The 25,909-nt window shown below is 69.0% G+C and carries 23 protein-coding genes; 14 read left to right on the plus strand and 9 right to left on the minus strand.

What is annotated here, in order from left to right; genetic code table 11:
- Window positions 1-69 precede the first annotated feature (69 nt).
- The 3 genes from ACN469_RS00610 to ACN469_RS00620 all read right to left on the minus strand — a co-directional run bounded on the left by ACN469_RS00610 (window position 70) and on the right by ACN469_RS00620 (window position 4,468).
- Window positions 70-540 carry a response regulator gene (locus ACN469_RS00610; protein WP_498763075.1) on the minus strand — a complete coding sequence of 157 codons (471 nt, stop codon included), beginning with the start codon at window positions 538-540 and terminating at the stop codon, window positions 70-72.
- A 163-nt stretch (window positions 541-703) separates the two neighbouring features.
- A complete protein-coding gene (locus ACN469_RS00615) occupies window positions 704-2,482 on the minus strand; it encodes an Ig-like domain-containing protein (RefSeq protein WP_498763077.1) in 1,779 nt (592 codons plus the stop codon).
- Window positions 2,483-2,791: 309 nt separating this feature from the next.
- Window positions 2,792-4,468 (minus strand): carboxypeptidase-like regulatory domain-containing protein, encoded by a 1,677-nt coding sequence (locus tag ACN469_RS00620; RefSeq protein WP_498763078.1) that lies wholly within the window; start codon window positions 4,466-4,468, stop codon window positions 2,792-2,794.
- A 270-nt stretch (window positions 4,469-4,738) separates the two neighbouring features.
- Here ACN469_RS00620 and ACN469_RS00625 point away from each other — a divergent pair, with 270 nt between their 5' ends.
- Together ACN469_RS00625 and ACN469_RS00630 are read left to right on the plus strand one after the other, a co-directional pair.
- Complete coding sequence (locus tag ACN469_RS00625) at window positions 4,739-5,182, plus strand: HIT family protein (RefSeq protein WP_498763596.1); 444 nt, start codon at window positions 4,739-4,741, stop codon at window positions 5,180-5,182.
- A gap of 60 nt (window positions 5,183-5,242) precedes the next feature.
- A complete protein-coding gene (locus tag ACN469_RS00630; protein WP_498763080.1) occupies window positions 5,243-9,697 on the plus strand; it encodes an AAA domain-containing protein in 4,455 nt (1,484 codons plus the stop codon).
- A 3-nt stretch (window positions 9,698-9,700) separates the two neighbouring features.
- On the opposite strand, the gene ACN469_RS00635 is transcribed toward ACN469_RS00630, so the two are convergent.
- Window positions 9,701-10,282, minus strand: coding sequence for a Uma2 family endonuclease (locus tag ACN469_RS00635; RefSeq protein WP_498763082.1), 582 nt, complete (start codon window positions 10,280-10,282; stop codon window positions 9,701-9,703).
- A 181-nt stretch (window positions 10,283-10,463) separates the two neighbouring features.
- Here ACN469_RS00635 and ACN469_RS00640 point away from each other — a divergent pair, with 181 nt between their 5' ends.
- The 9 genes from ACN469_RS00640 to ACN469_RS00680 all read left to right on the plus strand — a co-directional run bounded on the left by ACN469_RS00640 (window position 10,464) and on the right by ACN469_RS00680 (window position 21,259).
- Complete coding sequence (locus ACN469_RS00640) at window positions 10,464-13,313, plus strand: TonB-dependent receptor domain-containing protein (protein WP_498763084.1); 2,850 nt, start codon at window positions 10,464-10,466, stop codon at window positions 13,311-13,313.
- A gap of 3 nt (window positions 13,314-13,316) precedes the next feature.
- Window positions 13,317-13,766 (plus strand): GNAT family N-acetyltransferase, encoded by a 450-nt coding sequence (locus ACN469_RS00645; protein WP_498763086.1) that lies wholly within the window; start codon window positions 13,317-13,319, stop codon window positions 13,764-13,766.
- 146 nt (window positions 13,767-13,912) lie between these two features.
- On the plus strand, window positions 13,913-15,139 hold the full coding sequence (locus ACN469_RS00650; protein WP_498763088.1) for an NAD(P)H-dependent flavin oxidoreductase: 1,227 nt from the start codon (window positions 13,913-13,915) through the stop codon (window positions 15,137-15,139).
- Between the two features lie 115 nt (window positions 15,140-15,254).
- On the plus strand, window positions 15,255-15,665 hold the full coding sequence (locus ACN469_RS00655; RefSeq protein ID WP_498763089.1) for a hypothetical protein: 411 nt from the start codon (window positions 15,255-15,257) through the stop codon (window positions 15,663-15,665).
- 40 nt (window positions 15,666-15,705) lie between these two features.
- Window positions 15,706-18,030: a putative glycosyltransferase family protein gene (locus ACN469_RS00660; RefSeq protein ID WP_498763090.1), complete on the plus strand. Its 2,325-nt coding sequence runs from the start codon at window positions 15,706-15,708 to the stop codon at window positions 18,028-18,030.
- A 57-nt stretch (window positions 18,031-18,087) separates the two neighbouring features.
- Window positions 18,088-18,474: a lactoylglutathione lyase gene (gene gloA / locus ACN469_RS00665; protein ID WP_163863655.1), complete on the plus strand. Its 387-nt coding sequence runs from the start codon at window positions 18,088-18,090 to the stop codon at window positions 18,472-18,474.
- A gap of 59 nt (window positions 18,475-18,533) precedes the next feature.
- Window positions 18,534-19,370: an NAD(+) diphosphatase gene (gene nudC, locus ACN469_RS00670; protein WP_498763092.1), complete on the plus strand. Its 837-nt coding sequence runs from the start codon at window positions 18,534-18,536 to the stop codon at window positions 19,368-19,370.
- Between the two features lie 82 nt (window positions 19,371-19,452).
- Window positions 19,453-20,391, plus strand: coding sequence for an oxygenase MpaB family protein (locus ACN469_RS00675; RefSeq protein WP_498763094.1), 939 nt, complete (start codon window positions 19,453-19,455; stop codon window positions 20,389-20,391).
- A 175-nt stretch (window positions 20,392-20,566) separates the two neighbouring features.
- Window positions 20,567-21,259 carry a radical SAM protein gene (locus ACN469_RS00680; RefSeq protein WP_498763096.1) on the plus strand — a complete coding sequence of 231 codons (693 nt, stop codon included), beginning with the start codon at window positions 20,567-20,569 and terminating at the stop codon, window positions 21,257-21,259.
- A gap of 5 nt (window positions 21,260-21,264) precedes the next feature.
- Here ACN469_RS00680 and ACN469_RS00685 read toward each other — a convergent pair whose 3' ends face one another.
- Both ACN469_RS00685 and ACN469_RS00690 read right to left on the minus strand, forming a co-directional pair.
- Window positions 21,265-21,708 carry a B-box zinc finger protein gene (locus tag ACN469_RS00685; RefSeq protein WP_498763097.1) on the minus strand — a complete coding sequence of 148 codons (444 nt, stop codon included), beginning with the start codon at window positions 21,706-21,708 and terminating at the stop codon, window positions 21,265-21,267.
- Between the two features lie 46 nt (window positions 21,709-21,754).
- Complete coding sequence (locus tag ACN469_RS00690) at window positions 21,755-22,036, minus strand: hypothetical protein (protein ID WP_498763098.1); 282 nt, start codon at window positions 22,034-22,036, stop codon at window positions 21,755-21,757.
- 88 nt (window positions 22,037-22,124) lie between these two features.
- Between ACN469_RS00690 and ACN469_RS00695 the strand changes: the two genes are divergently transcribed.
- Entirely contained in the window at window positions 22,125-22,436 is a 312-nt protein-coding gene (locus ACN469_RS00695) for a hypothetical protein (protein WP_498763100.1), read from the plus strand.
- Window positions 22,437-22,456: 20 nt separating this feature from the next.
- Here the strand turns inward: ACN469_RS00695 and ACN469_RS00700 are convergent, their stop codons facing one another.
- The 3 genes from ACN469_RS00700 to ACN469_RS00710 all read right to left on the minus strand — a co-directional run bounded on the left by ACN469_RS00700 (window position 22,457) and on the right by ACN469_RS00710 (window position 23,633).
- The gene (locus ACN469_RS00700) at window positions 22,457-22,825 is read right to left on the minus strand and encodes a hypothetical protein (protein ID WP_498763101.1); all 369 of its coding nucleotides are present in this window, start codon (window positions 22,823-22,825) and stop codon (window positions 22,457-22,459) included.
- 166 nt (window positions 22,826-22,991) lie between these two features.
- Complete coding sequence (locus ACN469_RS00705; RefSeq protein ID WP_498763103.1) at window positions 22,992-23,243, minus strand: GIY-YIG nuclease family protein; 252 nt, start codon at window positions 23,241-23,243, stop codon at window positions 22,992-22,994.
- A gap of 78 nt (window positions 23,244-23,321) precedes the next feature.
- Window positions 23,322-23,633: a CBS domain-containing protein gene (locus ACN469_RS00710; protein WP_498763104.1), complete on the minus strand. Its 312-nt coding sequence runs from the start codon at window positions 23,631-23,633 to the stop codon at window positions 23,322-23,324.
- Between the two features lie 146 nt (window positions 23,634-23,779).
- On the opposite strand from ACN469_RS00710, the gene ACN469_RS00715 reads away from it, so the two are divergent.
- Both ACN469_RS00715 and ACN469_RS00720 read left to right on the plus strand, forming a co-directional pair.
- A complete protein-coding gene (locus ACN469_RS00715) occupies window positions 23,780-24,799 on the plus strand; it encodes an alpha/beta fold hydrolase (RefSeq protein WP_498763598.1) in 1,020 nt (339 codons plus the stop codon).
- A gap of 70 nt (window positions 24,800-24,869) precedes the next feature.
- Complete coding sequence (locus ACN469_RS00720; protein ID WP_498763106.1) at window positions 24,870-25,865, plus strand: peptidylprolyl isomerase; 996 nt, start codon at window positions 24,870-24,872, stop codon at window positions 25,863-25,865.
- Window positions 25,866-25,909: the final 44 nt, after the last annotated feature.

The following is a 25,909-nucleotide window of genomic DNA, read 5'->3' on the forward strand; positions in this document are numbered from 1 at the left end:
ACGCGGCACGGCGCGGTGGAGGGGAGCGCGGAAGTGTCGAGTGGTGGGCACTCACCCTTCGCGACCGACTCAGCCCTCCTGGCCTTCCCGCTTACGAGCCTTGCTCGGCTTGAGCATGTTTCGGATCTTGTTTTCCAGGTCCTGAGGCAGGCACGGCTTGGCGACGAACTCGTCGGCGCCGGCTTCGCGCGCATGCTCCGCGTTGCCGGCGAGGACGTGGCCCGTCAGGGCCATCACCGGGATGTCGCGAGTGCGCAGGTCCTGCTTGATGCGCCGGGTGGCCTCCCAGCCGTCCATGACGGGCAGGGACAGGTCCATGAGGATGATGTCCGGCTCGTTCGACTGGGCCTTCTCCACCGCCTCCATGCCATCGCGAGCGGTGTCCACCTCGAAGCCGACGAACTCCAGATACTCCGCATACATCTCGCGGGCATCGTCGAAGTCGTCGACGACCAGGACCCGCCTGCGGCCCACATGGGGCGCATCCGGGCTTGTGCCCGGCACCAGCTCTTCGGAAGTGGGGGTGGCCGTGCGCGTCATGGAGCAGGCGCCTCGCGTGTAGGGGAACAGCGGTGGACAATCTATGCACGCATCCCCCTTGGCGCCCACCCCACCACGCCTCGTGAGCCCCCTGCCCACCGTTCAATGGAGAACGGTGGGGATGGGACGGACACGTCACCGCCGAGCGGGCACGCCGATCAGCTCACTCGTTGGAGATGTAGACCCGGATGGGACGCACGTTTGGCGTGCCTTCGGAATACTCCCCACGGGCCACGAGGAACCGGCCCGTAGGAGCTATCGCGAACGCAGGGTACGTCGAGGGGCTCTGGTCTGGCTGAAGGCGAAGCAATCCTCCCACCCGCTCCCAGTTTCCCTCGCGCAGTCGACGGGCATAGAGCGCCTCAGGTTGTCCGGAACTCTCGGGCTCACGCAGCAATGCCACCAGAGCCCCCGTGGGGTCCGAGGCGAATCCACCCAACTCCGCGTGCGGTGCTCCCGGGAAGAGTTCATCCATCGGCGTCCCGACTTTGCCCCACGCCGTGTCATCCCAGCCCCAGACCCACACCCCACTTCCCTGAGGAAACGCGCAGAGCAGCCGTCCCTTCGCATCCGAGCCCCAGATCCCATCCAAGGTCGAGAACGAGTGAGAGAGGGGTACCCAATTCCCGGAGCTCCATCGACGCATGTGCACCGTGGTGGCTCCCCCGGAGGTCCGCTCACTCCACATCGCGAGGGGATTTCCGGTGCCATCGAATCCCATGAATCCCCCCGTCAGGCTCGCGTTCGTATCAACCTTGAGAGCGGCTCCCAACTGAACCCAGTGGTCCTCTTCCCATTCCCAGATCAGGAACCGAGAGCCGGCATTATTTCCCGCCATGAAGCTCAGGAACCACTTTCCAGAACCATCTGTCCTCAAGGAAAGGCCCCAAACATTGAGCGGACTTGGAACGGCCGCCCCCATCTCTTCCCAGGTCGCTCCATTCCAGCGGCGAACAAAAACAAAGTGCTCGGCAGGTTCGACCCAGGCAACAACCGGCTGGTCGTTTTCGTCGAGCCGCAAAGCAGTCAACCCGGGAGCAGCATCTGCCGAACCAGACTTCAATGGAGGCCCCAGAAGTTCCCAGGTTTCTCCAGTCCAGCGGCGGACGAACACCGCGAAGCGCGAAGAGTCAGCCCATGCCACGACAGGCTGTCCCGCCTTCCCTATTTGCAGCTCCACCCGGTAGGGCAACATGCTTGTTGGTACATCGGTGAGCAGGGGCGCACCCAATGGGAGGTAGCCGGGTACGGTCCAACTCCACTCCTGCTCTCCAGGCGAAATCGAGTTTCCCGCCAGATCCGTCACCGAGTCAGTGAATGTCACCTTCACAGGCACATCGAGCGGGAGAGACGAAAGCGGACTCACTGCCACTGCCGTCCCATCGGTGGAGAGAGAGACAGTCGCTGTGATGGCTTCCGCACCCGCGAACATCCGAACGGAATTCGAATGGACCGTCGTCGGATCAAGCGACTCCGAGAACAAGGCCTGTGCCACCTGCCCTACGGCAACGAAGCGAGAACCCGTTGAAGGACTGCGGGTGAGCCACGTTGGAAGAGTCCGATCCACCGTGAGCTGATGGGGCACGCTCAGAAACACCCTTGAGCCAAGAGTTGCTCGCGCATGCAGCTCGTGTTGGCCCTCGGCGAGGACCTGAGTATTCCACTGCGTCCTGTATGGTGGGAGCATCGTCGCGACGCGCTCCCCGTCGACCAGCAACTCCACCAACTCTGGAACGGGTCCAGTCAATTCGATCCGCACATCGACCGAACCGTTCGTGACCCTTCTCGAAGTGACGAGCCCCACCTGCAAGGAGTGGCCACCCGCATCAGGCGTCGAGGCATCTCCTGGCTCGACATATCCTGCGTCCGCATCTTCGACGACATGCTGGATTTCTGGGATGTCGATACAAGCCCCCATCAGGAGCCCAAGAAGAACAATCACGACACGATGTGGGTGTGGATGCATGATTTGAGGCGAAGGCAATCTTTAGTCCAATGCGAGGCAACCACTGCTCGTCCCTGGAACACAGGAGCAGGGACCGTTCCTTGGGCAAGACCGAGCAATAACAGGTATCTCGTTAAGCGGACTTACGTCCACTCCACGAGATTCAGGGCTTGCCGCTCAGCATCGCTCTCGAATCTCCACGCTCGCTCTTCGTGCGAGTCCCCCAGAAACACCAACGCCCCCGTGGGGCATCCCCACGGAGGCGCGGTCATCCTTCAACAAAGCAGTTTCTGCGCAGTCGAGATACTACGGAGGAGTAACAGGCGCGGGCTGGATCGCAAGCCCACTCACCGTCATGTCCGTGATGATGGGCTGTCCCCAAATGCTCTCGTAGTTACCGGTGAGGCCTCTGCTCCCCAGCGATGAAAACACGACCACGAGCCTCACGGCACTAGGCAAGAACGCCGGGTATGCAGGCGGAACACCATTCGCCGTGTAGACGAATGAGTAACGCGTGCTGTACCCCGAACCACTGATGCCGAAGACAGGCAATTCAGGCCGATCCGTGCGCGTCGCGTAGGGTCCGAAGGGCTCATGCCTGATCAGAGGGAATCCCTTGGGGAAACCCATCTCGCCCACCGCGCTGCCATCCTTCCCATCGGCATTCAGGTCCAGGCCGGTGGCGAAGAAGACCTCGGCGCGCTCAAGCCCGCTTTCGAAGGGGGACCAGACCGGGGAGCTGAAGTTGATGTAGACCCGCTCGCCCTCGTTGAGTTGCTGGAGGTTAGGAGGAGCCAGACTCTCCTGGTAACGCGCCTCCGCGATGGTCACCGGCGCCACGGAGCCAGGCTCGCCACCGAAGAAATAACCCGTGCGCGAGTACAGCTCACCGGTCTCCGCGGAGACGGCACGCAGGTCGATGTTGTACTCCTTGCCCGTCTGCACGACCCCGTTGCCGGGGGTGATGGTGGCGCTGTAGCCACCATTGCCCAGGGCCACCGTGACGGGCAGCGCCTCCTTGGCGTACTCGTCCGTCAGGCGCGCCAGCAGGGAGCTCTGCTGCACGGGCTGGTTGAAGTACAGGTAGATGGGCTCGCCCGGGCGCACCAGGTTGCGCAGCGAGTGCGTGCTGGACGCACCCCGCAACATCGCCACGTTGCTGCCCTCGACGGTCAGCGCACCCAGCGTCGTATCCCGCGAGTAGGGCAGGTTGATGAGCCGCGTGGTGCCTGAAGCCACCACAGTGGCGGCCGTGTAGGCACTCACGTAGCCGTTGGTCTCCGGCACGCCGTCGCTGTTGGAGTCCACCGCGGACACCCACAGCCGGTACTGGCCCTGAGTCATGCGCGCCAGTTCCTGCGCGGTCGGGACACCCTGGAACACCAGCACGCCCTGGTCATCGGACGTCGCCTCCACGACCACCGTGCTCACCACTCGCGTGGTGGAGTCGCTGTTCGACAGGACGATGGTGCCCGCGGGCGAGGCCTCGAGCGTCGCGCGTACGTTCGCCGCGGGACGGCCCTGCGGCGTCACCAGCAGGAAGCGCAGCGAGCCGTCCAGCCGCGTCAGCGTCACGGGACCAAAGCTCACGTTGGCGTTGTTGATGGGCACGTTGCCGGCCGACGAGGGAATCGTCGAGGTCGCACGCAGCGTGGCATAGCCCGCCTTGGTGAAGGTCAGCAGCACCTGGGAGCCGGCCGGGACGTCCTTGAACTCGAAGTTGCCCTTGGCGTCGGTCGTCCCAGCGAGCGGCTCCGCCGAGCTGCCGATGGTGATTTCCACCGCGGCCTCGGACAGCGGCTTCAGGTCCGTGCTCAACACCTGGCCCGACACCGTCCCCTTCGGCGTCGCGGGAGTCACCACCGTCACGCTGTCCGGCTCACGAATGCCGTCGGCGATGCCGTCCCCGTTCTCATCCTTGAAATCATCACCGCACCCCAGCGCCAGGAACGGCACCACGGCCATGACCAGATGCTTCTTCATCATCCCCACCTTGAAAAGATTTGCTTGAGCTCTCACGCCCCCAACCATGAAAGAGCGTGGGGCGGACACTCTCCGACCCGGCCCCTTCACGTCAAGCAGGCGACAGTCGTACTCGCTCCTCGTCCCGCACCGCGAACACCGCGCCCTGGGGCGATCACAACACACCCTTCCCATCCTCTCAGTTTCCAGAGGGTCTCATGAGACCCTCCCTTGCGCGATGCGTCTTCCGGCGCCCCCGCCGTGGCTGAAAACGACTGCTACGGTGACCCCATGGTGGATGTGAATGACCCATGTCTGGGCTGTGCCATCACGCGCGGTGAGCATCGCCCCGTGGGCGGCATCCTGGCCCGGGCTCCAGGGCTGGTGCTGCATGGCGTCGCGGGCCCCAGCGCCGTTCCTGGCTGGGTCGTCATCTCCAGCGAGCAACATGCACGGGCCTGGTACGAGCTGGAGGACGCCACGGCGCGGGAGCTGGGTGCGTTCGCCGCGCGGGTGATGCGCGCCCAACGCGAGGTGCTGGGTGCCGAGCACGCCTATGCCTTCGCCATCGGCGACGTGCTGCGCCACTGCCACCTGCACCTGGTGCCGCGCTTCCGAGAGACGCCGCAGCGACTGTGGGGCCGCGCGGTGTTCGACGCCGCCCCGGCGGATCATCTCCCAGCCGAGGCGTTGGAGGCCGCCGCTCGCTCGCTCGCCGCCGCACTGGCGGACTGAGGTCACCCTCCAAACCCCATGGTAGACAGCGACCTCCCTCCCCTGGAGAGAGGTACCGCCGTGTCGTCCGAGTCCCGCAACCGCGTCCTCGAGAAGATGCTCGAGCGGCTCTATGCCGCGCTCTCGTCCGGGCCGAGCCTCAACTGCCGCCCCCACCACAGCCGCCAGCGCCTGGACCTCTCCGTACTGAGCCGACTGGACGGCACCCCGCCTCACGCGGTGCTGACCGCGCTGCTCGGCGACAAGGCCTCGGCCCGGCTCACGGTGAAGCCGCCCCCCAAGTCGGGCACACCCGGACTCAAGACGTCACGCGAGGGCACTCCATCCGACGAGGGTGACTCGCTCACTGCTCCTCGTGCGGAGCCCGGGGTCTCCGAGGATGAAACAGTCCCGGCGCTGACCCGGGCCGAGGAGGAACAGCAGGCCCTGCTACGCAAGCTCGCGGCCATCGTCGAGGACGCCCGCATCTTCGAGCAGGACACCGGCGCGCATGTCCTCCACGTCGGCTTCCCCTTGCTGCACCTGCCCCCGAGCACCAAGGACAAGCGCGGCTTCGGCACCCGCCGCATCCTCGCGCCCATCGCCTTCGTCCCCGTGCGCATCACCGTGAAGAAGGGACGCGCCACAGCAGTCGAGCTGGAAGGCGCCGAAGAGGGCGTGGACCGCGTCGCACCCAACACCGCGTTGCTCGCGTGGCTCGAACAACAGACAGGGGAGCGCTTCGGCGAGCTCTTCGCCGATGAGGAGGGCGTGGACCCCTGGCGTGAGGTCAACGAGCTGGCTGCCCTCGTCTCCAAGGCCCTGGAGCTGCCTGCTCCCGCGACCTTCTCGCCCGAGACCCTCCTGGCACCCGTGCCTCGCTCGGACGAGGAAGGCGCCGCGGCCTCCATCCTCCCCAGCGCCGTGCTCGGCCTGTATCCGTTGTCCAATCAGAGCCTCGTGGACGACATGCGTGCGCTCGTGGATGGTGAGCCCATCTCCGGTCCGCTGGAGAGCTTCCTGCGCGTGGATGTGTCGCTCGGGCAGGCCGCGCACTCGGGCGGCGGAGAGCGGAACCTGGAGGGGCTCAAGCTCGCCGCCGAGGAACGGCTCGTCACCATCGCGGACCCCTGTCAGGCCCGCGCGGTGCGACTGGCGCGCAGCCGCAGGGGGCTCGTCATCCATGGGCCTCCTGGCACCGGCAAGTCGCAGACCATCGCCAATGCCATCGGCGACCACCTGGCCCGAGGCGAACGGGTGCTGTTCGTCTGCGATAAGCGCACCGCACTCGACGTCGTGAAGCACCGCCTGGACCACCTGGGCCTGGGCAACCTGTGCGCCGTCGTGCACGACGCTCAGCGGGACCAGCGAGACCTCTACCTGGGCATCCGCGAACAGCTCGACACCCTGCCCGAAGCACGGACGAACGCCGCCGTGACGAAGGAGCTGTCCCGAGTGGACGAGGAGCTCCAGACCCTCCACGACGAGCTCAGCGCCGCCGAGCGCGCCCTCTCCGAGCGCCCCGCCGGTGGCACCGCGCCCTCCTTCCACGAGCTGGTGGGCCAGTGGTTTTCCCTGGAGACTCCCGCCGCGCTCACTCCCGCCACGACATCGCTCGCCTCCGCGCGGCTCGGTGATGTCACCTCGCGAGAGAGGGAGACACGCGAAGTCCTCGAACGCGCGCTCAAGGAAGGCTACCCGGACAATCCCTGGCGAGAGACCTTGGGCGTTGACCTGGCCACGTATCTCGCCACGCCGCTGGCCGCGTGGCGCGAGCGACTGAGCACCACCATCGACGCGGCCCGCGACGCCGACTCCCTCTCCTCCCCGCACATCCCTTCCTTTGGCGCGGAGCCAGAAGCCGAGGGCATCCCACGCGCCCACTTCGCCGAGCAGCTTGCTCCGCTGCTGGAGACCGCGAGCCCTGAAGCTCTCGCGCGCTGGAGCGTCGCTTCCACGGACGCCGTGCGGACCGCGAAGGCCCAGCTCGATGGGCTCGCGCCTCAAGTGAAGGTGCTCTCGGAGGGACCGCTCGACACGGAGCTCTCGCTGATTCACCGCGAGCAACCCCAGTCCCTGGGAGCGCTGTCCACGGCGCTCGCCACGCTGGGCACGTATCTGGGCATCGCCAGCAAGTGGTACGCCTTCTTCTGCTTTGCTCGGAAGGCCGGCGCTCGCAAGGTGCTCCAGCAGTTTGGCATCACGCTGGGCGCCGCCGCTGCCGAGCGCGTCAGTCGATTCCTCATCGGCGCCCGCGCCCGCGCGTTGCTGAGCGAGTTCCACCGCTCCACCCTCGCTCCGGGCTCCGTTGCCGCGAGCCTTCCCGATGAACTGCTGTCTCGGGACCTGCGCGCGCACAGCGCCCTCTTCGACGTGCTGGGCACACTGGACAACACGCCCTTGCTCGCCTCGTGCCGAGACGCCGTGCGCCGGGCACTGACAGGAGACACCGCCGCACGTGCCTCGCTGCTCACGGGCCTCCGTCAATCTCCCGCGCGAGGCGCGGCGGTGGTGAAGCTGGAGAAGCGACTCGCGGAGACAGGACTCCTCTCCTCGGCGTGGCTCACCACCCGCTCGCGAGAGCTGCGCGCCGGTGCCCAACTGCTCCCCATCGCCTCCGCGTTCCAGGCACGTCTGTCCACCGTGGAGGGAATGCTGCGCTTGCGCTCGCTGCTGTCCGGCATGCCTCCCTCACTGGAGACAGCGGTGGAATCCCTGGCACGCCAGGGCGTGGACGCGGACACAGGCTGGACGGCCGTGCTCAAGGCCACGCTCGCGGCCGAAGTCTCCTCACGCCTGCGCGAAGACCCCGCCCTCCAGCACGTCGACGCCGAGCGCGCGCAGGCCACCCAGTCCCGCTACCGCGTGCTCGAAGAGAAGAAGCGCGGGCTCGTTCGCGACGCCATCCTCCACCGATGGACGCAACGTCAACGCGAGCGCCTGCTCGCCGGCACCGGAGGAAGACTCAACAGCCAGGGCGCGGAGCTGCGCCGTCGCCTCATGCTCCGAGGCGAGCGCGCCATGCGCGTGCGGCAGGTCATCGCCACCGGCCTGGAACTCGAAGGCGGAGACCCGCTCTTCGACGCCCGCCCCGTGTGGATGGCCAGCCCGCAGACGGTGGCGCAAATCTTCCCGCGACGCCCCATCTTCGATGTCGTCATCTTCGACGAGTCCTCCCAGTGCCGACTCGAGGAAGCCCTGCCCGTCCTCACCCGTGCAAAGCGCGTCGTCATCGCCGGAGACCCGAAGCAGCTCCCGCCCACGCGCTTCTTCGAGTCCGCCGTGGTGCAGAGCCAGGACACCGAGGCGGAAACAGAGCAGGGCCTCTTCGAGGACCAGCAGTCCGAGGTGGAAGACCTGCTCTCCGCCGCGCTCAATCTGGACATCGACCAGTGCTACCTGGACGTCCACTACCGCTCGCAGGACGCGGACCTCATCGCCTTCAGCAACGAGCACTTCTACGACAAGCGGCTCCAGGCCATCCCCGCGCATCCCTCGCACCGCGCACCCCACGCGCCTTTGCGCCTGCTCCCCGTGGGAGGCACCTACGAGAAGCGCGTGAACCACACCGAGGCCCGCGCCGTCGGCCAGCTCGTGAAGGAGCTGCTCGCACGCGCCGAGCCTCCTTCCATCGGCATCGCCTGCTTCAACCTCTCACAGCGTGACGCCATCACCGACGTCCTCGACGAGCTGGCCGCGGAGGACGCCCCCTTCGCCGCCCGGCTCGCCACCGCGCGCACCCGTCGTGGCGCCGGCTCCTTCGAGGGCCTCTTCGTCAAGAACCTCGAGAACGTCCAGGGCGACGAGCGGGACCACCTCATCATCAGCACCACCTACGGGCCCGACCGGCAGGGGCGCTTCTACCGACGCTTCGGTCCGCTCGGCAGCGCGGGCGGAGGACGGCGCCTCAACGTGCTCGTCACCCGCGCCCGCCAGCAGGTGCACCTGGTCACCTCCATTCCTCGCGACGCGTACACCTCCCTGCCGCCCGTCGAGTCCGGCCGCCAGCCCAACGGAGGCTGGCTCCTCTTCGCCTACCTCCAGTTCGCGGAACGCATCGCCCTCGCCCACGCGGAGGCCCTCCGCGACGACGCGCTCCCCACCTCCCAGCCCTCCGCACCGCGAGAGCTCATCGTGCGCGAGCGAGCGACGGAGGCGGGCTCCACATTCGCCCACGCGCTGGCGTCACATCTCGCGCGACGCCACCACGTGTCCTCCGATGTGAACTGGGGCAATGACGGCTTCTGCGTGGACGTGGCCCTGCATCACCCCACCATCCCAGGCGACGTCACCGTGGGCCTGCTCTGCGACGGCACGCGCTACCCCAAGGCCGCCGACCGCGTGGAGTGGGACCTCTTCCGCACCGCCGTGCTGGAAGGCCAGGGCTGGAAGCTCGTCCGACTCTGGACGCCCCACTTCTTCAGGGACCCGGAGGGCGCCACCACCCACGTGCTCCAAACGGTGGGCGACCTCCTCATGCGCCAGTCCGCGACCACACAGGCCACGGACACCTCCAGCAAGCGCGCCCTGCACTGAGCCTCAGGGCGTCTTCGGCGTCGATTCCAGAAGCCACAAGATGCCCAGCTCCAACTCCAATACCTCGAAGGGCTCGGCACGAACGAGTTCGTCCCCTCCGTACGTGCCCAGCTCCACCCAGCGGCCGCCCTCCAGACGTAACACCTCCAGCGTCCGCTCCGTCGGGTCCAGCAGCCAGAGATGGCCCACGCCTTCTCGGGCGTAGATGCGTTTCTTCTTCACCCGGTCCAGCGACGCCGTGGACGGAGAGAGCACCTCGCAGACCCAGTCTGGCGCCAGGGTGAAGTACGGCGCGTTCGGAACCTCCGGCATCCGCTCCCGACGCCAGCCCGCCAGGTCTGGCACCAGCACGTCCTGGCCGAAGTGCAGCTCTGGCTCCACCAGCGACCACCACCCTCCAGGCCCTCCTCGGCCCCGCTGGAAGGGTCCATAAAGCTCGCCCTGCAGCGAGGAACTGGCCTTCGCATGCGGGTTCGCCGGCCGGGGCATCGCGATGAGCTCCCCGTCGATTATCTGCCCGACCATGTTCTCCGGCAGTGCGAGCAGGTCCTCGTACGTGGCCGGCCGCTTCGGTCCCTCACCCATTCCCTCGCTCCTCTCCCCTCTGACTTCCCACCCCTCCAACATCCCCGCCACCTCCCAGAAGTGGAACCCCACCCCATACCGCGTGTCCACTCCTTCCTACTCAGCGGGTCTGACATTCGGCGGCCCACCCAAAGGCCCCCATGGACCTGACATTCCATAGGAGGAAGAATGTCACCGCCCCATGCTTCCTTCTCGCTCTGGCCTTCTCGTCTTGTCACTCCTGCTCTTGTCCGTGCCCGCGTACGCGGACAACAACGCCGACGAGGCGGACATCGCCTTCGAGCTGGGCAACGACGCCTACGCCAAGGGCCAGTACACCGAAGCCCTGCGCTCCTACTTCACCAGCTACCGGCTGGTGCCCAACCGCAACGTGCTCTTCAACATCGCCCGCTGCTTCGAGGCGCTGGGCAAGTTCAACGAGGCGTACCGCTACTACAACGACCTGCTCACCGAGGACCTGCCCACGGAGGACGCCTCGGAGGTGTCACGCTCGTTGGACCGACTGCGCCCCAAGGTGGCGCTCGTCAAGGTCACCACCGTCCCCAAGGGCGCGGACGTCTACGTGGACCGCATGGACCTGGGCAGCCGGGGCCGCTCGCCGCAGACGCTCGCGCTGTCGCCGGGCCGCCACAAAATCATGGTGAAGAAGGACGGCTACCGTCCCACCGAGGCCACCGTCACCGTGGCGCGCGGCCGTGAGACGGAGCAGACCTTCGACCTGTTCCTCATCACCGGCGGCGTGGAGCTGAGCGGTACCCCCGAGGGCGCCGAGGTGCGCGACGCCCCCAACGGCCCCGTCATCACCAAGCTGCCCGGCCGCGCCCGCCTGCCTCCCGGCCAGCGCATCCTCTACGTGCGCGCCCCCGGCTACTCCCCCGGCCAGTACGTGGTGGACGTGCCCGCCGACGGCAGCGTCCCACTCTCCGTCGCGCTGCGCGTGCAGGACCGTCCCTCCGGAAGGCTCGTCGTCACCGCCAACCGCGACGGCGCCACCGTGCGCGTGGACGGCAAGCCCACGGGCTTCACGCCCACCATCGTCACCCTCCCCGAGGGCGAGCACTCGCTGGAGGTGGAGAGCCGCGAGGTGCGTCCGCTGCGCCAGAAGGTGACCGTCGTCGCCGACCAGGAGGTGAAGGTCCACGCGGAGCTGCGCTACGCGCCCCCGCCCGTGCGCGCCGCGTCCAAGAGCCTGGTCGCCGTGGACGACGCGCCCGCCTCCACCACCGTGCTCACCCAGGAGGAGCTTCGCGCGTTCGGCTGGCGCACCCTCGCGGAGGCGCTCTCCGGCGTGCGCGGCTTCTACCTCACCGACGACCGGACCTATACGTACCTGGGCGTGCGCGGCTTCTCGCCTCCGGGCGACCTCAACACCCGCGTCCTCATCCTCTGGGACGGCCACGCCATGAACGACGTGTGGGCCGGCCAGGGCTACGCCGCCCACGACCTCAACGTGGACCTGATGGAGGTCGAGCGCATCGAAGTCGTGCGCGGCCCGGGCAGCGCCCTGTACGGCACCGGCGCCTTCTTCGCCGTCATCAACGTGGTGCCCCGCGAGTCGCTGGGCCCGGACAACCACCTGGAAGTCACCGGCGCGGTGGGCGCACTCAACACCACGCGCGGACACGCCACCGCATCCTGGGAGGACGGCAATCGCTCCATTCTCGTGAGCGCCGCGGCGATGACGGCCTCCGGCGCGGACACCACGCTCTTGCGACGCGCGGACCCCGCGCTGGGTGACCTGCTCGTCACCGGCCTGGACGCGGAGCGGGCCGCCACCGCCTCCGTACGCGCCCGGCTGGGAGACTTCTCCTTCCAGGGCCAGCTCAACGTCCGCTCGAAGGAGCTGCCCACCGCCCCTTACGGCACCGTGCCCGGCGCCGATGGCAACACCGTGGAGGACCTGCGCGCCTTCGTCGAGGCGCGCTACGAGCGTGAGTTCACCGAGCGCTTCAGCCTGTCCGGGCGCGCCGCGTTCGACCTCAGTCGCTACGAGGGCATCTACATCTACCCGGAGAGCGCGGGCGGCTCCAACAAGGAGGGAGGCGCGGCGGACTGGGTCAGCGCGGAGTTGCGCGCGCGCGTGGGCATCTTCGAGGGCAACCGCCTCACGCTCGGCGTGGAGGCGCAAGGGCAGCTCAGCGTGCGTCAGACGGCGAGCGACATCCGCCTGGATACGAAGGCGCGCACGCTCTTGTCCGCCTACCTGCTCGACGAGTGGCGGCTGCACCCTCGCCTGAGCCTCTCCGCGGGCCTGCGCCTGGACAAGTACCTGGACCTGGACACCACGCCCATCACCCCGCGCCTGGCCATCATCGCGCGGCCCTACGACGCGGGCCTCACCAAGCTGGTCGCCGGACGGGCCTTCCGTGCCCCCAACGTCTACGAGCTCTCCTACACGGACTTCATCACCCAGGCCCCTCCCGCGTCACTGCTACCGGAGACCATCACCACCTTCGAGCTGGAGCACTCGCACGACCTGACGGACGAGCTGCGCCTGTCGGTGGCCGGCTACCACAATCGCATCTCCAGCCTGGTGCAGCTGCGCACGGACGACACCCCCTCGACCGATTGCGGCGGCTCTCCGTGTCTGCGCTTCGCCAATGACAGCGGCACCACGCTGGCGTGGGGCGCGGAGGCCGGTGTGCACTGGCAGCCGGGACGCTACCTGCTGGTGGACGTGAGCTACTCGTACGTGACACTGCGCAACGCCTCGGAAGAGGTGTCCGCCGCGTCTCCCGCGCACCTGGTCTCCGGACGCCTGTTGATGCCGGTGGGCAACGGCGACATGCGGCTGGCCACCCAGGCCACCTACCAGAGCGCGCGTCCCACGGGCGCGGGCGGCGCGGACAGCGGCGAGGTCCTCCTCGTCGGCTTCGGCCTCTCCGGTGACTACGGCCCGCTGCGCTACTTCGCGGGCGTCCACAACCTGCTCGACTCCGACTACCAGATTCCCGTGTCGGACGAGAATTCCATCGCCCCCGTGCCGCAGTACGGACGCACCTTCACCCTCCAGCTCACGGGGACCTTCTGATTCATGAGCGAGGCCGAGCTCGAGTTCACCTTCATCCAGCCCGGGCACGCGCTCTACGAGGCGGAGTTGGAGCTGCGCTTCCGCGTGCTGCGCGAGCCGCTGGGCCACACGCGGGACGCGGTGAAGTTTCCGTTCGAGGCACAGAGCCTCCACCTGGTCGCCCACCGGGGTGACAGCGTGCTCGGCTGCGTCCTCTTCAACCCCGAAGACGTGCACGGGGGACGCCTGTTCCAGATGGCGGTGACACCCCACCTGCAGGGTCAGCGCCTGGGTGCCCGGTTGGTCCAGATACTGGAGGCGGAGCTGGTGCGACGCGGCATCACCCACGTCCACCTCCACGCTCGGCAGCCCGTCGTGCCGTTCTACGAACGCCTGGGCTATTCCGTGTATGCGGAAGCGTTCACGGAAGTGGGGATTCCCCACCGACACATGAAGAAGTCACTCGCGACGTAGACGCGGTCCGGGTGCTCACAACCCGACACCGGCGAATGTCTTCGAGCACCCGGGTGGGCCACCGCCTCGTCGCCCCCTGACCTCAACAGCCAGGGGATGCTGGTAACCTTTGCGAGAGGTCAGCGGGCCAGCGACACCGAGGAGACATGATGAACGGAACGAACGACGGACGCGCCGCGCCCCCTTCCCACCGGGCCGGCCCCTCGGGGGGTCCTGGGGACAGCGAGCTGGATGACGAGGGCTCTCCTTCCGAGTCGGAGGAAAGCCGCGCGCCTCGCCGTCCGCCCATCCACGTCCTGGAAGACAACACGCTGCACACGCGGCTGACGAAGGCCCTGGGCGTGCACTACCCCTTCGTCAGCGCGGGCATGGCCTTCGTGGCGCTGCCGCCGCTGGTCATCGCCGTGTCGGAGGCGGGAGGCATCGGCATGCTCGGCTCCGCGCCGGAGCCCGCGCCCTTCCTGCGCTCGCGCATCCAGACCATCCGCGCCGGCACGCAGCGCCCGTTCGGCGTGGACTTCATCCTCGACCGCGCGCGGGCGGGTGACTTCACCACGCGCGAGCACATCGACACGTGCATCGCCGAGCGAGTGCCGGTGGTCGCCTTCCACTGGACCCTGCCGCCCGCGGACTGGGTGAAGGCCTTGAGGGCCGCGGGGACGAAGGTCTGGGTGCAGGCCAGCTCGGTGGAGTTCGCGAAGGAGGCGCTGGCGCTGGGCATCGACGGACTCATCGCGCAAGGCCGTCAGGCGGCGGGCTACAACAAGGGCACCACGCCCACGCTGAAGCTGGTGCGGGAGCTGCGCGCACTGGTGGGAGAGCTGCCGTTGCTCGCCGCCGGTGGCATCGCGGACGGCCTGAGCGCGGCGCGGGCGCTGTTCCACGGCGCCGACGGTGTCTGGGTGGGCACGCGCATGGTGGCCTCCGTGGAGGCGTACGCGCACCCGGGCTACAAGCAGCGCGTGGTGGATGGAGACGCGCGCGACTCCGACTTCACCACCCTCTTCGGCCCCGAGTGGTCCGGTCCTCGTCAGCGCGTGCTGCGCAACCGCGTGGTGCGCGAGTGGGCGGGCCGCGAAGCACGCGCGCCGACGAACTCCACCGACTCCATTGGCACCACGCGGCTGTACCCGGGGCTGACAGGCGGCGACGCGCTCTACACGATGCCGCGCTTCAGCGCCTTCGTGCCCACGCCCGACACGCAGGGCGACCTGGAGGAGATGGTGCTGCCCGCCAGCGGCTCCAGCATGGCGCGCATCGAGAGCGTGCAGCCCGCGGGGCAAATCGTCGTGGAGATGATGGAAAGCGCGCACCGGCTCCTGGCGAACCCGTACGAGCTGGAAGCCGACGCAGACGAGAACGACCGCTCCTGAGTCGAGGTGCCCGGCGGACGGCGCCCTGGTGCTCCGCCCGCCGCCCTTCCGACTGAATCGGGTGAAGCGCTCGGGGAAGTTGGAGTAGGAACCCACGGAAGGACGGGTGGGTGCCATGACGATGACGACGACACAGGCGCGCTGGAAGCGCGTGGCGGTTTCGGGCTGGGTGGCCCTCGCGCTGTGTGGCGGAGTGGCGGTGGCGCGGGCCGTGACTTCGGAGGTGAGGACGCCCTCGCGGCGCCTGTCCGCCGACGAGCGTGTCCTGCTGGGCCGAGCCGCCGCCGAGGCGGAGCCCCACTGGCGTCGACGCTCGATGCACTCGTTCCCTGGGGACCACTGGTCCCAGGACGACGACTTCGGCGCGTCGGAGCGCGGCTGGGTGATGAGCGAGGCGCGCAGGCGCGACGTGCCGGTGACGGACGTGTTCGACGCCATCGACTCCGAGCTGCGCTCGGCGGCGCCCATCCTCCCGCCGCGCAAGGCCTCCGCCAGCCCGTGCAAGCCCCGTCCGTTCTACGACTGATGCCCGGCTCCCTCTCGCCCTCCCGCGCGCTCCCCTCCGCATGACGACCTCCTCCCACGGACTGCTCCGCGCCGCCCACCGCGCCGCCTCGCTCACCAGCGTGCGCCTGGCCCTCTTCGGCGTCCTCGCGCTCGCCGCGTGCTGGCACTCCCTGTCGGTCGCCGGGGGGATGAACGACTTCCGCGACTCGCACCTGCTCGACTCGTACGAGGACGCGGGCACGCGCAGCGTGGCGCACTACGGACAGCTCCCGCTGTGGAACCCCTGGTCCTGCGGTGGCCAGTACGCGCTGGGCAGTCCGCAGACGCGCGTCTTCTCGCCCACCGTGGTGCTGTCCTCGCTCGTGGGCCCGCGTCGCGCGGAGCCGCTCCTGTTGTGGGTCTTCCTCGTGCTCGGAATGGAGGGCTTCTTCCACTACGCCCGACGGCGCACGGGCTCCGCGCTGGGCGCGCTGGGCGCGGCTCCCCTCTTCGGGCTGATGGGCTTCACCGCGCTGTCCTGGGCCATCGGCTGGCTCAACTTCGCGGGCTTCCTCCTGCTGCCGTGGCTGCTCGTCGGCACGCGGCGTGTCGTCGAGGGGAAGCTGTCCGGTGTGGCGCTCGTGGGCGGCGTCTTCGCGCTGCTCTTGAGCTTCGGCGGCACCTACCCCGTGCCCATGGGCGCCCTCTTCGTCGTGCTGGAGACGGGCCGCTCACTGTATGGAATGCGCGGGCTGCGCAACCTGCACAGACTGAACAAGGCGCTGTGGGCCCTGTGCGCCACCGCCTGCTTCACCCTGGCCGCGTGCGCCTTCCGGCTGTGGCCCCTCATCGAGACGATGCGCTCCTCGCCGCGCGTCATGGCGGGCACACCGGGCAACTCGCTGGTGCCGCTGGTGCAGATGCTGCTCCAGCTCCCCGCGCGCTCCGGCTACAGCGACCCGGGCAACTTCTACTTCGCGCCCGCGGCCCTCGCCCTCGCGCTGCCCGCCCTCTTCTTCGCCCGACGCCGCGCGCTGTATCCCGCCATCGTCGCGGGCCTGTGCGCGTGGATGGCGGCGGGCTACTCGGCCAAGCCTTCACTGTTCGCGGGGCTGCGCACGCTCCCCATCTTCGAGACGTTCCGCTACCCCGAGCGCTTCCTCGTCCCCACCGGCTTCTTCCTCGCGGAGCTGGCCGCGCTGGGGCTCGCCGTGTTGCTCACGCGCACGTGGCGCTCGCCCGCGAAGTGGACCTGGGCCGTCGTGGCCGCGTGCGCCGTGCTCGTCTCGAGCTGGGGCCTGCAGCTTCGCGCCTTCGACAACCTGTCGCGCTGGGCCCAGATGACGGCGATGCCCGCCGAGCGCGAGCAGCCCTTCGCGCAGGCGCGCGGCAATCGCTGGTCGCAAGGACACCTGCTCGCCCTCAACCGGGGCTCCATCGCCTGTGGCGAGGCGTGGCCCGTGCCCATGTCCTCCAAGCTGCGCGGCGATTTGGGCGCGGAGGAGTACCTGGAGGAGCCCGGCGCGGGCACCGCGAAGCGCGTGGAGTGGACGCCCAACCGCGTGTCCGTGGACGTGGACGCGACGCGGCCCACCGTGCTGCTCGTGAACCAGAACTGGCACCCGGGCTGGAAGTCGTCCCAGGGCGAGGTCGTCTCACATGACGGCCTGCTCGGCGTGCGCGTGCCGGAAGGTCGCCATCAGGTCGTGCTGAGCTTCCTGCCCCGCTCGGGAATCGGCGGCGCGCTGGTGTCGGGCCTCGCGTGGGCGGGGCTCGCGTTCCTCGTGTGGCGCCAGCGGAGTGGACACCCGCTGCGGTGGCCCGTCGCGATGAACGTGTTCGCCGTTCCCATCGTCACGTGGTTCGTGCTCGCCATGGCGTGGCATGAGCCCGTGGCGAAGGCGGAGCCGCGCAACGCGGATGGCTCACCGCTGACGGTGCCGGCGCTGCCTCCCGAGGCCAAGCCCGTGGACACGCGCTTCGAGGTCCCCGTGGAGCTGGTGGGCGCGGAGGTTCCAGGGGAGCCGGACGCGGAGGGCATCCTCCCCCTGGTGCTCCACTGGCGCACGTCTGCACCGGTGCCCCGCTCGGTGGGCATCTTCGTGCACGTGGTGTCGGCGGAGGGCCAGCGCATGGGCTCGGACCACGCGGTGGTGGGCGGCACCTGGTTCTTCGCGGACGCGCCCCGGGACACGCTGCTGCGCGACGCCTTCTCCCTCTCCACCCGGGGCTGGCGGCCCGGGGAGTGGAAGGTGCTGGTGGGTCTGTGGCACGCGGGAGGCGACCAGTCCCGCGTCAACGTGGTGGAGCCGAGCGGCCAGCCCGTGTCCGAGGGCCGCGTGTACGTGGGGACGTTCACCGTTCCACGGAACGTCCGCCCCAATGAGTCCTCCGTGAACCCGTAGTCCAGGAGACGACAGCGCGCCGAGACGCGGCGGCGCTCCCGGCGTTATGAAGCGCGCATGCGAATCCTGCACACCATGTTGCGCGTTGGAGACCTGGAGAAGTCGCTCGACTTCTACACGCGGGTCATCGGAATGAAGCTGCTGCGCCGCCACGACTACCCGGACGGCAAGTTCACCCTGGCCTTCGTCGGCTTCGGCCCCGAGGACACGCACCCGGCGCTGGAGTTGACGCACAACTGGGGCGTGGAGAAGTACGAGCTGGGCACGGCCTATGGCCACGTGGCGCTCGGCGTGCCGGACATCCGCGCGACGTGCGATGCGATTCGGCAGGCCGGTGGCAAGGTGGTCCGCGAGCCGGGGCCGATGAAGCACGGCACCACCGTCATCGCCTTCGTCGAGGACCCGGACGGCTACCGCGTGGAGCTCATCGAAAAGGGCAGCTAGTCCCGCGCCCGGTGACAACGAAGCCTGCGGCGCCCGTCGCGGGCCATTAAGGTGGCCGGGTGAGCCCCAGCCCTTCCTTCCTCCCCAGCCACGAGCCCCCCAGCCGACCGCGCGACAGCGCCCTGCTCTTCCTCTCGCGCGGCATGGAGCTGCTCATCGTCGAGCAGGAGGGCGCCATCAACCTGCCCACCGGCTCCGCGTTCCCCGAGCTCACCGCGGCGGCCCACTACCTGGGCGCGCTGGACGGCGTGGATTGCTACGCCGCTCCGCTGCCTCGGGACTTCGCGGCGCCGGAGGGCACCACGCTGGTGCCCGCGCGCTCGCTCTACAAGCGACTGGACGAGGTGCGCTTCGCCATCGCCGGCCGCGCGCTCGCCATCGCCGAGTGGGACATCCAGCACCGCTTCTGCGGACGCTGTGGCCAGCCCACCCAGCTCGTCGCCGGGGAGCGCGCCCGCCGCTGCACGGTGGACAACACCCCGTTCTACCCGCGCATCTCCCCCGCGATGATTGTCCTCGTCACCCAGGGCGACACCATGCTGCTCGCGCGCAACTCCACGCTGCCGGAGCCCATGTTCAGCACGCTCGCGGGCTTCGTGGACGCGGGCGAGTCGCTGGAGGAGTGCGTCGCGCGCGAGGTGAAGGAAGAGGTCAACATCGAGGTGAAGAACATCCGCTACTTCGGCTCGCAGCCCTGGCCCTTCGGGCGCTCGCTCATGGTGGGCTTCACCGCCGAGTACGCGGGTGGTGACATCCAGGTGGACGGCAAGGAAATCGCCGAGGCGCACTGGTTCCACCCGGACCAGCTGCCGCGCGTCCCGCCCCGCCTGAGCATCGCCCGGCACCTCATCGACGCCTTCATCGAGCGCGTGAAGGGCCCGGCGCACAAAGGCTGACAGCGTCCCAGGGGTGCCAATAAGCAGGCCTTCGCGCCATCGGTTAGCGTCCCCCTCCCGCATCCTCGCAGGAGGGACCCGGATGAATCGCTTCGCGCTGCGCGACCGTACCGACCGCCTCGATGCCGTGACTCAGTACGAGGACATCGTTCGCATCCTCACCACCCAGGAGTTCCCCTGGGACATCAACCAGGCGCTCAGCTTCGCGCTGTTCCGCACCTACGCGGTGCCGAGCATCGGCGTGCTCCTGCACGAGACAGGGGAATTCAACGAGCGCGTCCAGAAGCGCTACGACGACACCGTGCTCATCCTCGACGCCATCCTCGAGCACGGCATCACCAGCCCCGCCGGACACAGCGCCTTCCGCCGGATGAACCAGATGCACGGCGCCTATGCCATCTCCAACGATGACATGCGCTACGTGCTCTCCACCTTCGCGGTGTCCCCCATCCGTTGGGTGCGCGAGTTCGGCTGGCGTCCCTTCACCCCCCACGAGGAGGAGGCGTGGACCCACTACTACCGCGCGATGGGCCGCCACATGGGCATCCAGGACATCCCCGAGACACACGCGGACTTCGTCGCGTTCCTGGACGGCTACGAGGCGAAGCACTTCGCCTTCGATGCGCGCGGCCAGGCCGTGGCCGACTCCACGCTCGAGCTGCTCACCACCTTCCCGCCGTCCCACCTGGCGCCCAAGAAGCTCGTGAAGCTGTTCGCTCGCACCCTCATGGAGGACGCGCTGCTGGACGCGTTCCACTACGCGCGCCCCTCCGCGCTCACCCGGAAGGTGTTCCGCTCCGCGCTCCGGTTGCGCGGGAAGTTCGTGCGCTACGCCCTGCCCCCGCGCGCGGTGCCCAAGTTCAGCCGCGAGAGCCCCAACGTGCGCACCTACCCGAAGGGCTACGCCGTCGAGCAGCTCGGCACCTTCCCCAAGACGTGCCCCGTGCACCACCACCGCCCGGCCACGGCCACGGCCGAGGAGGGGACGCCTCCCCGAGCCCAGGGGACAGGCGGTTCCTGAGCCTGGACGTCCACAAGTCCCCCAGATTCCACGCACTTCGCCGCGCGCGGGGTGGGGGCGCGGGTCCGGGAATCCCCGGCCGCCTCTGGGATGTTGGCTCCGGATTGGGGTGGCGGCTTGACCTCCCGGGCTGACTGGGGTTGAAGCGCCGCTCCCTTCGCCTCACGAAGAAGCCATGCCCGCCGCGCGTCCCCACATCGAGCCCCGCCTCGTCCCCACCGCCGACTCCGTGGTGGTGAAGGAGATCTACCTCTCTCTCCAGGGCGAGTCCTCGCACGCCGGCCTGCTGTGCGCCTTCATCCGCCTCACCGGCTGCCACCTGCGCTGCACCTACTGCGACAGCGAGTTCTCCTTCCACGGAGGCGCGCGCCGGAAGAACGCGGACGTCATCGATGAAATCAAGACGCTGCGCACCCCGCGCGTGGAAATCACCGGCGGCGAGCCCCTGCTCCAGCCCGGCGTCTACCCGCTGATGCAGTCGCTGCTCGACGAGGGCTTCACGGTGCTGCTGGAGACCAGCGGCGCCATCGACGTGCGGCTGGTGCCCGCCGCCGTGCACAAAATCGTCGACATGAAGACGCCGTCCTCGGGCGAGGCCGCGCGCAATGACTTGCGCAACTTCGCGTCGATGAACGCGAACGACGAGCTGAAGTTCGTCATCGGCTCACGCGAGGACTACGACTGGTCCAAGGCCCTCATCACCGAGCACCGGCTGGCCCAGAAGCCCTTCGCGCTGCTGTTCTCCACCGTGTTCGACAAGCTCCACCCGCGCGAGCTGGCCGAGTGGACCATCGAGGACCGGCTCCCCGTCCGCTTCCAGCTCCAGATGCACAAGTACCTCTGGGAGCCGAACGCGCGCGGCGTCTGAAGCCCTCAGCCTCGGGCGCCGGACGCCGCGAAGTACAGCCAGCCCCAGCCCAGCAGCCACGCGGCCAGGAGCCCCAGGTTCAGCCAGCCCAGCACGTACGCCACCCGCGCGGGAACCCGTCCCTTCTCGGGGCTCTCTCCCCGGCGGATGCGCCCCGCCTCCCGCATCCCCAGCACCACGCTGCCCACGCCCGCCACCAGCGGCGGCAGCGGCAGCGCCAGGGAACACGGCAAGGTCAACAGTCCCATCACCCCGAGCGCCAGCGCGCCCCAGGCCGCGCGCGACACGGGCCCCTCGCTCCGCCGCAACGACACACACGGCGCGCAGAAGGCGGACTCGCCGACGACCTCCAGACACTCTCCACACAGGAAGCTTCCGCAGCGCGTGCAGGTGGCCACCGCGGAGGCGTCCGCGTGGCGCGCGCACAGGGCGGCCGTGCTCTCCACCATCACCGTGACACCCTGGCGTCGGGCGAGCGCACGGCGAAGCGGGGCCTCAGAAGCCCGGCGGAGGAACGCGCGCCGTCAGCACCGTCAGCGAGTGCGCGCCCAGGCCCAGGAACACCGCGGCCAGCACCGTGCAGGACACGAAGCCCGCGACGATGAGCCCCTTGTGCCGGTGCTCGAACTGGCTGAACGCATAGAAGAGCGTGTAGCAGGGGATGAGCAGCACCATCACTCCCGTGCCCACGCTGCGACGGAAGGCATGGACGATGAGGAAGGCGGCGCACACCAGGGCGACGAGACTGGACAGGATGGCGAGCGGGAGCAGCGGCACGCCCTCCCCTTAACACGTTCCACCCCTGGCCAGGGCGCCGTGCACATACTAAGCACGGCCCGTCGTCCTCCTACCGAGGTGATTGCGCATGAACACCGCCAAGACGCTGCTCAACTTCGTCCTCGCGGGAGCCCTGCTGGGCATCCTCGTCGCATCCTGGGTCGGGCCCTCCGCCATCGGTTGGTACAACGAGACGCCCCTGGCGACCCAGACGATGTGCAACCTGCCCCAGGTGATTCAAAAGGTCAGCTCGGACCTGCTCGGCTGGCAGAGCGTGGGCGCCGGCATCGGCGCCGCTGTGTTCCTGGTGCTGGGCATCCTCTTCACCGTCAGCATGAACCGGAAGGCCCGCAGGCAGGAGACTCCGCCGCCTGGCGCTCCGTCGCAGACGGCGCCCTGAACCGAGAAGCTCCGGCCCGACTACGGCGTGCGCACCAACACCGAAGGTCCGGTGCCCAGGATGCCGCCGCCTTCGGTGTCCACCACGTTGACCTGCAGCAGGAAGTGCATGGGCTCCTTCACGTCCGGAGCCGTCCACGTCGGGGTGCGCGAGTGGGCGTCGCTGAAGTGGCCCGCGGGCTCCGCCGGATTCTGCGTCCAGTAGTACTCCATGTCGTCACCGTCGGGGTCCTGCACCTCGAGCACGAGCTGCACCACGCCCCCGGGTGCCACCGTCTTCGGGCTCGGGCTGGGTCCCACCCGCACATCCGGCGGATGGTTCACCACCCGTCCACAGCCCAAGGTCAAGACGACCAGTGCGGCGAAGACTCCTGAAAGCGACCGAAGCATGGACTGCCCCCTGTGAAGAGTGGTCCCACGGTAACGCGCGAGCGCGCGCTCGGGTATCGAGGGGCTTGATACAAAAGACCCGGATTCCCGGATGACGACACATGATGGCGCGAAGGGTCGCCCACCAACGGTCATCCCCGCACCCCGGTATGACGTGGGAACCGGCTCAGCGTCCGCGGCGTCGCGGGGGCCGGACGTCGGACACGAGCAGCAGCTTGTCGCTCCGGGTGAGGCGCTTGATGGCGGCCTCCCGTCGTAGGGCGGCGCCTCGGTCCTCGGCGGACTCGCTCCAGACGAGCGTGACGGGCAGCCGCGCTCGGGTATACGCCGCGCCGCGCCCTCGCCCGTGGGTGGCCACCCGACGCTCCAGGTCATTGGTGGCGCCAGTGTAGAGCGAGCCGTCACGGCAGCGCAGCATGTAGACAGTCCAACGCGAAGAGTCGTCCGGCACGGGGGGCGTCACTGTACCGCCCCGCGCCTGGACTCGTCGCACGCTTCAGGTCGCCGGGCGCATCCGCCCTCCCTGCCTCAGGCAGAAGCGCGGCAGCCGAAGGGACAGCCGCCTCCTTCCGCCCGGCAGCCCCACCCGCGCCATCACCTCCGACACGGGCGCCAGCGGATCTCCCCACGCCGCCAGGATGTGCGCCTCACTCACCAGCCCCATCAAGCCGCCCCCCTCGCCCACCACGCCCAGCAGTTGCACCTGGTGCCGCTCCATCTCTCTCAGGGCACGCAGGAGGGTGTCTGTGGGAAAAACGGTGGCGATGAAGGATGACAATGTTTCCTTGATTGCCCTGTTTTGCCGCATCCAGTTTCCTCCGGACCGATATGCCTACATCTCCTTGCAACGGCCCTGCCGACAGGGATGACCGCCCACCATTGAACACGGCAACGGGCTGCGGACCGGCTTAGAGTGGGGGGGTGACACGGAGACAGGTGGCGCGGCTGGGGCGGATGGCAGACCTCTTCTCGCGGACGATGAGCCGGGGAAAAGAGGGGTTGCTGACGCTGACGTTCCGCCCGGACGAGCTGTACCGGGTGCCCACGGACGACGGCGCGGCCATTGCCCTGGGGCGCTATCACGCCCGAGGCGAGCGGAGGTACGCGGAGCCCGTCATCCTCTGCCACGGGCTGGGCGCCAACCGCTTCCACATGGACTTCGACGAGCAGTACAGCCTGGCGCGCTACCTGGCGCGCTCGGGGTTCGAGACCTGGGTGATGGAGCTGAGGGGGCGGGGGCTGGCGGGCGACTGCTCGGACTTCAACTTCGACGACCAGGCGGAGCACGACGTGCGCACCGCGCTGCGCACTGTGATCTCCACGGGGTCCAAGGAAGTTCTCTGGGTGGGACATTCCAAGGGCGGCCTGATGCTCTACGCGCACCTGGCCCGCAATCCGCAGGCGCCGGTGCGGGCCGCGGCGATTCTGGGCAGCCCGTTCACCTTCGCGGTGCAGCCGGGGCTGCGCACCTTCATCCAGCGCGTGGAGCCGCTCCTGCGGCTGAAGGTCATCCCCACCGGCCGCGTCACCAGCATCGCGCTGTTGGGCGCGCCGCCGGGCCCGCTGAGCCGGTACATGATGCTGGCGGAGAACATGGAGCCGGAAGTCATCCGGCGCGCGCTGGCCAACGTGCCGGCCAACATCGCCGGCGGAGTGGGCCGCCAGTTCGCCCGCTGGATCTCCACCAACCGCTTCACCACCTATGACGGGGGCTTCGACTACCGCGAGGCTCTGGCGGGGGTGAAGATCCCCGTCCTGTTGCTGGCGGGCAGCAAGGACCTGTTGGCGCCGCCCATGTCGGTGGCGCGAGCCAAGGAGGCCCTGGGAGGCCCGGTGAAGTTCCTCGTGGCCGGGCGAGGGCACGGCTTTGGAGCGGACTACGGGCACGCCGACCTGGTGCTGGGCCGACGGGCACCGGACGAAATCTTCCCCCTGGTGGAGGCGTTCCTGTCCGCGCACGCCACCCGGCCGTGAGACGGCACACAGGGGACGGGACTCCGGGTTGTCCGGACCCCCTCGGCGTGCTACCCGGAAGCCCCTCCCCATGAGTCTGTCCCCTCGCCTCCTCACCCTCGCCCTGCTGGCGCCCGCCGCGTGCGGGAACGCCCCGGTCGAGGTGCCCGCCGGGCAGGCGGTGATGGACCTGCGCCACACGCGACGGGCGGGCGGACGGGCGGTGGCGCGCTGGAGCGGCGATGCCGTGACGGCGGAGGAGCTGACGGAGCGCTTCCTGGAGATGAGCCCCGCGCTGCGCGAGCGCTACGTGGAGCCCCGCGCCCGCCGCGAGTACGTGGAGTCGCTGGCCCGGTTCGACTTGCTGGTGCGCGACGCGCTCTCCCAGGGACTCCAGGACGACCCGGAGGTGGTGGAGGCCACGCGGCGCGCGCTGGTGGGCCGGCTGATGCGCTCGCGGCTGGAAGAGGCTCAGGTGTCCGTCTCGGACGCGGAGCTCGCGGAGGCGTACGCCGCGCGCAAGGACGACTTCGTGCGCCCGGAGGCGGTGCGGCTGTCCCATGTCTTCCTCGCCGCGCCGCGCGCCGATGCCGCCGCGCTCGCGGAGGCAAGAGCCCTGCTCGCCCAGGCGAAGGCGCTCCCGGCGGAGGACTTCGGGGGCTTCGGGAAGCTGGCGCGCGAGCGCAGCCAGGAGCCGCGCACGGCGCCGCTGGATGGCGACCTGCGCTTCCTCTCCGACGAGGCCCTGGCCCGCGAGTACGGAGCGGAGGTCGCCCAGGCGGCTCGCGCGCTGACGTCCGAGGGCGCGCTGAGCGACGTGGTGCGCACCGACACGGGCGTGCACGTGCTCAAGCTGCGCGCGCGCAGGCCCGCGCTGAACCTCTCGCTGGACGACGTGCGCGAGGAATTGCGCGTGCGCTTGGAGGGCGAGAAGCGCACCCGCGCGTGGGGCGAGTACCTGGCGCGCGTGGAGCAGCGGTTGTCGTTGTCGGTCGACACGGACGCGCTGGCGGGAGTGCTGGTGGACGTCCAGGCCCCCATGCGCAAGCCGTCGAGCCCGCTTCCGGGAACGGTGCCCGCGCCATGAGGGCCCGCTTGCCAGCTCGAGGGGCCATCCCCACCTTTGGGAGT

The organism is Corallococcus terminator (genome assembly GCF_049194865.1).
GTDB lineage: Bacteria > Myxococcota > Myxococcia > Myxococcales > Myxococcaceae > Myxococcus > Myxococcus terminator_A.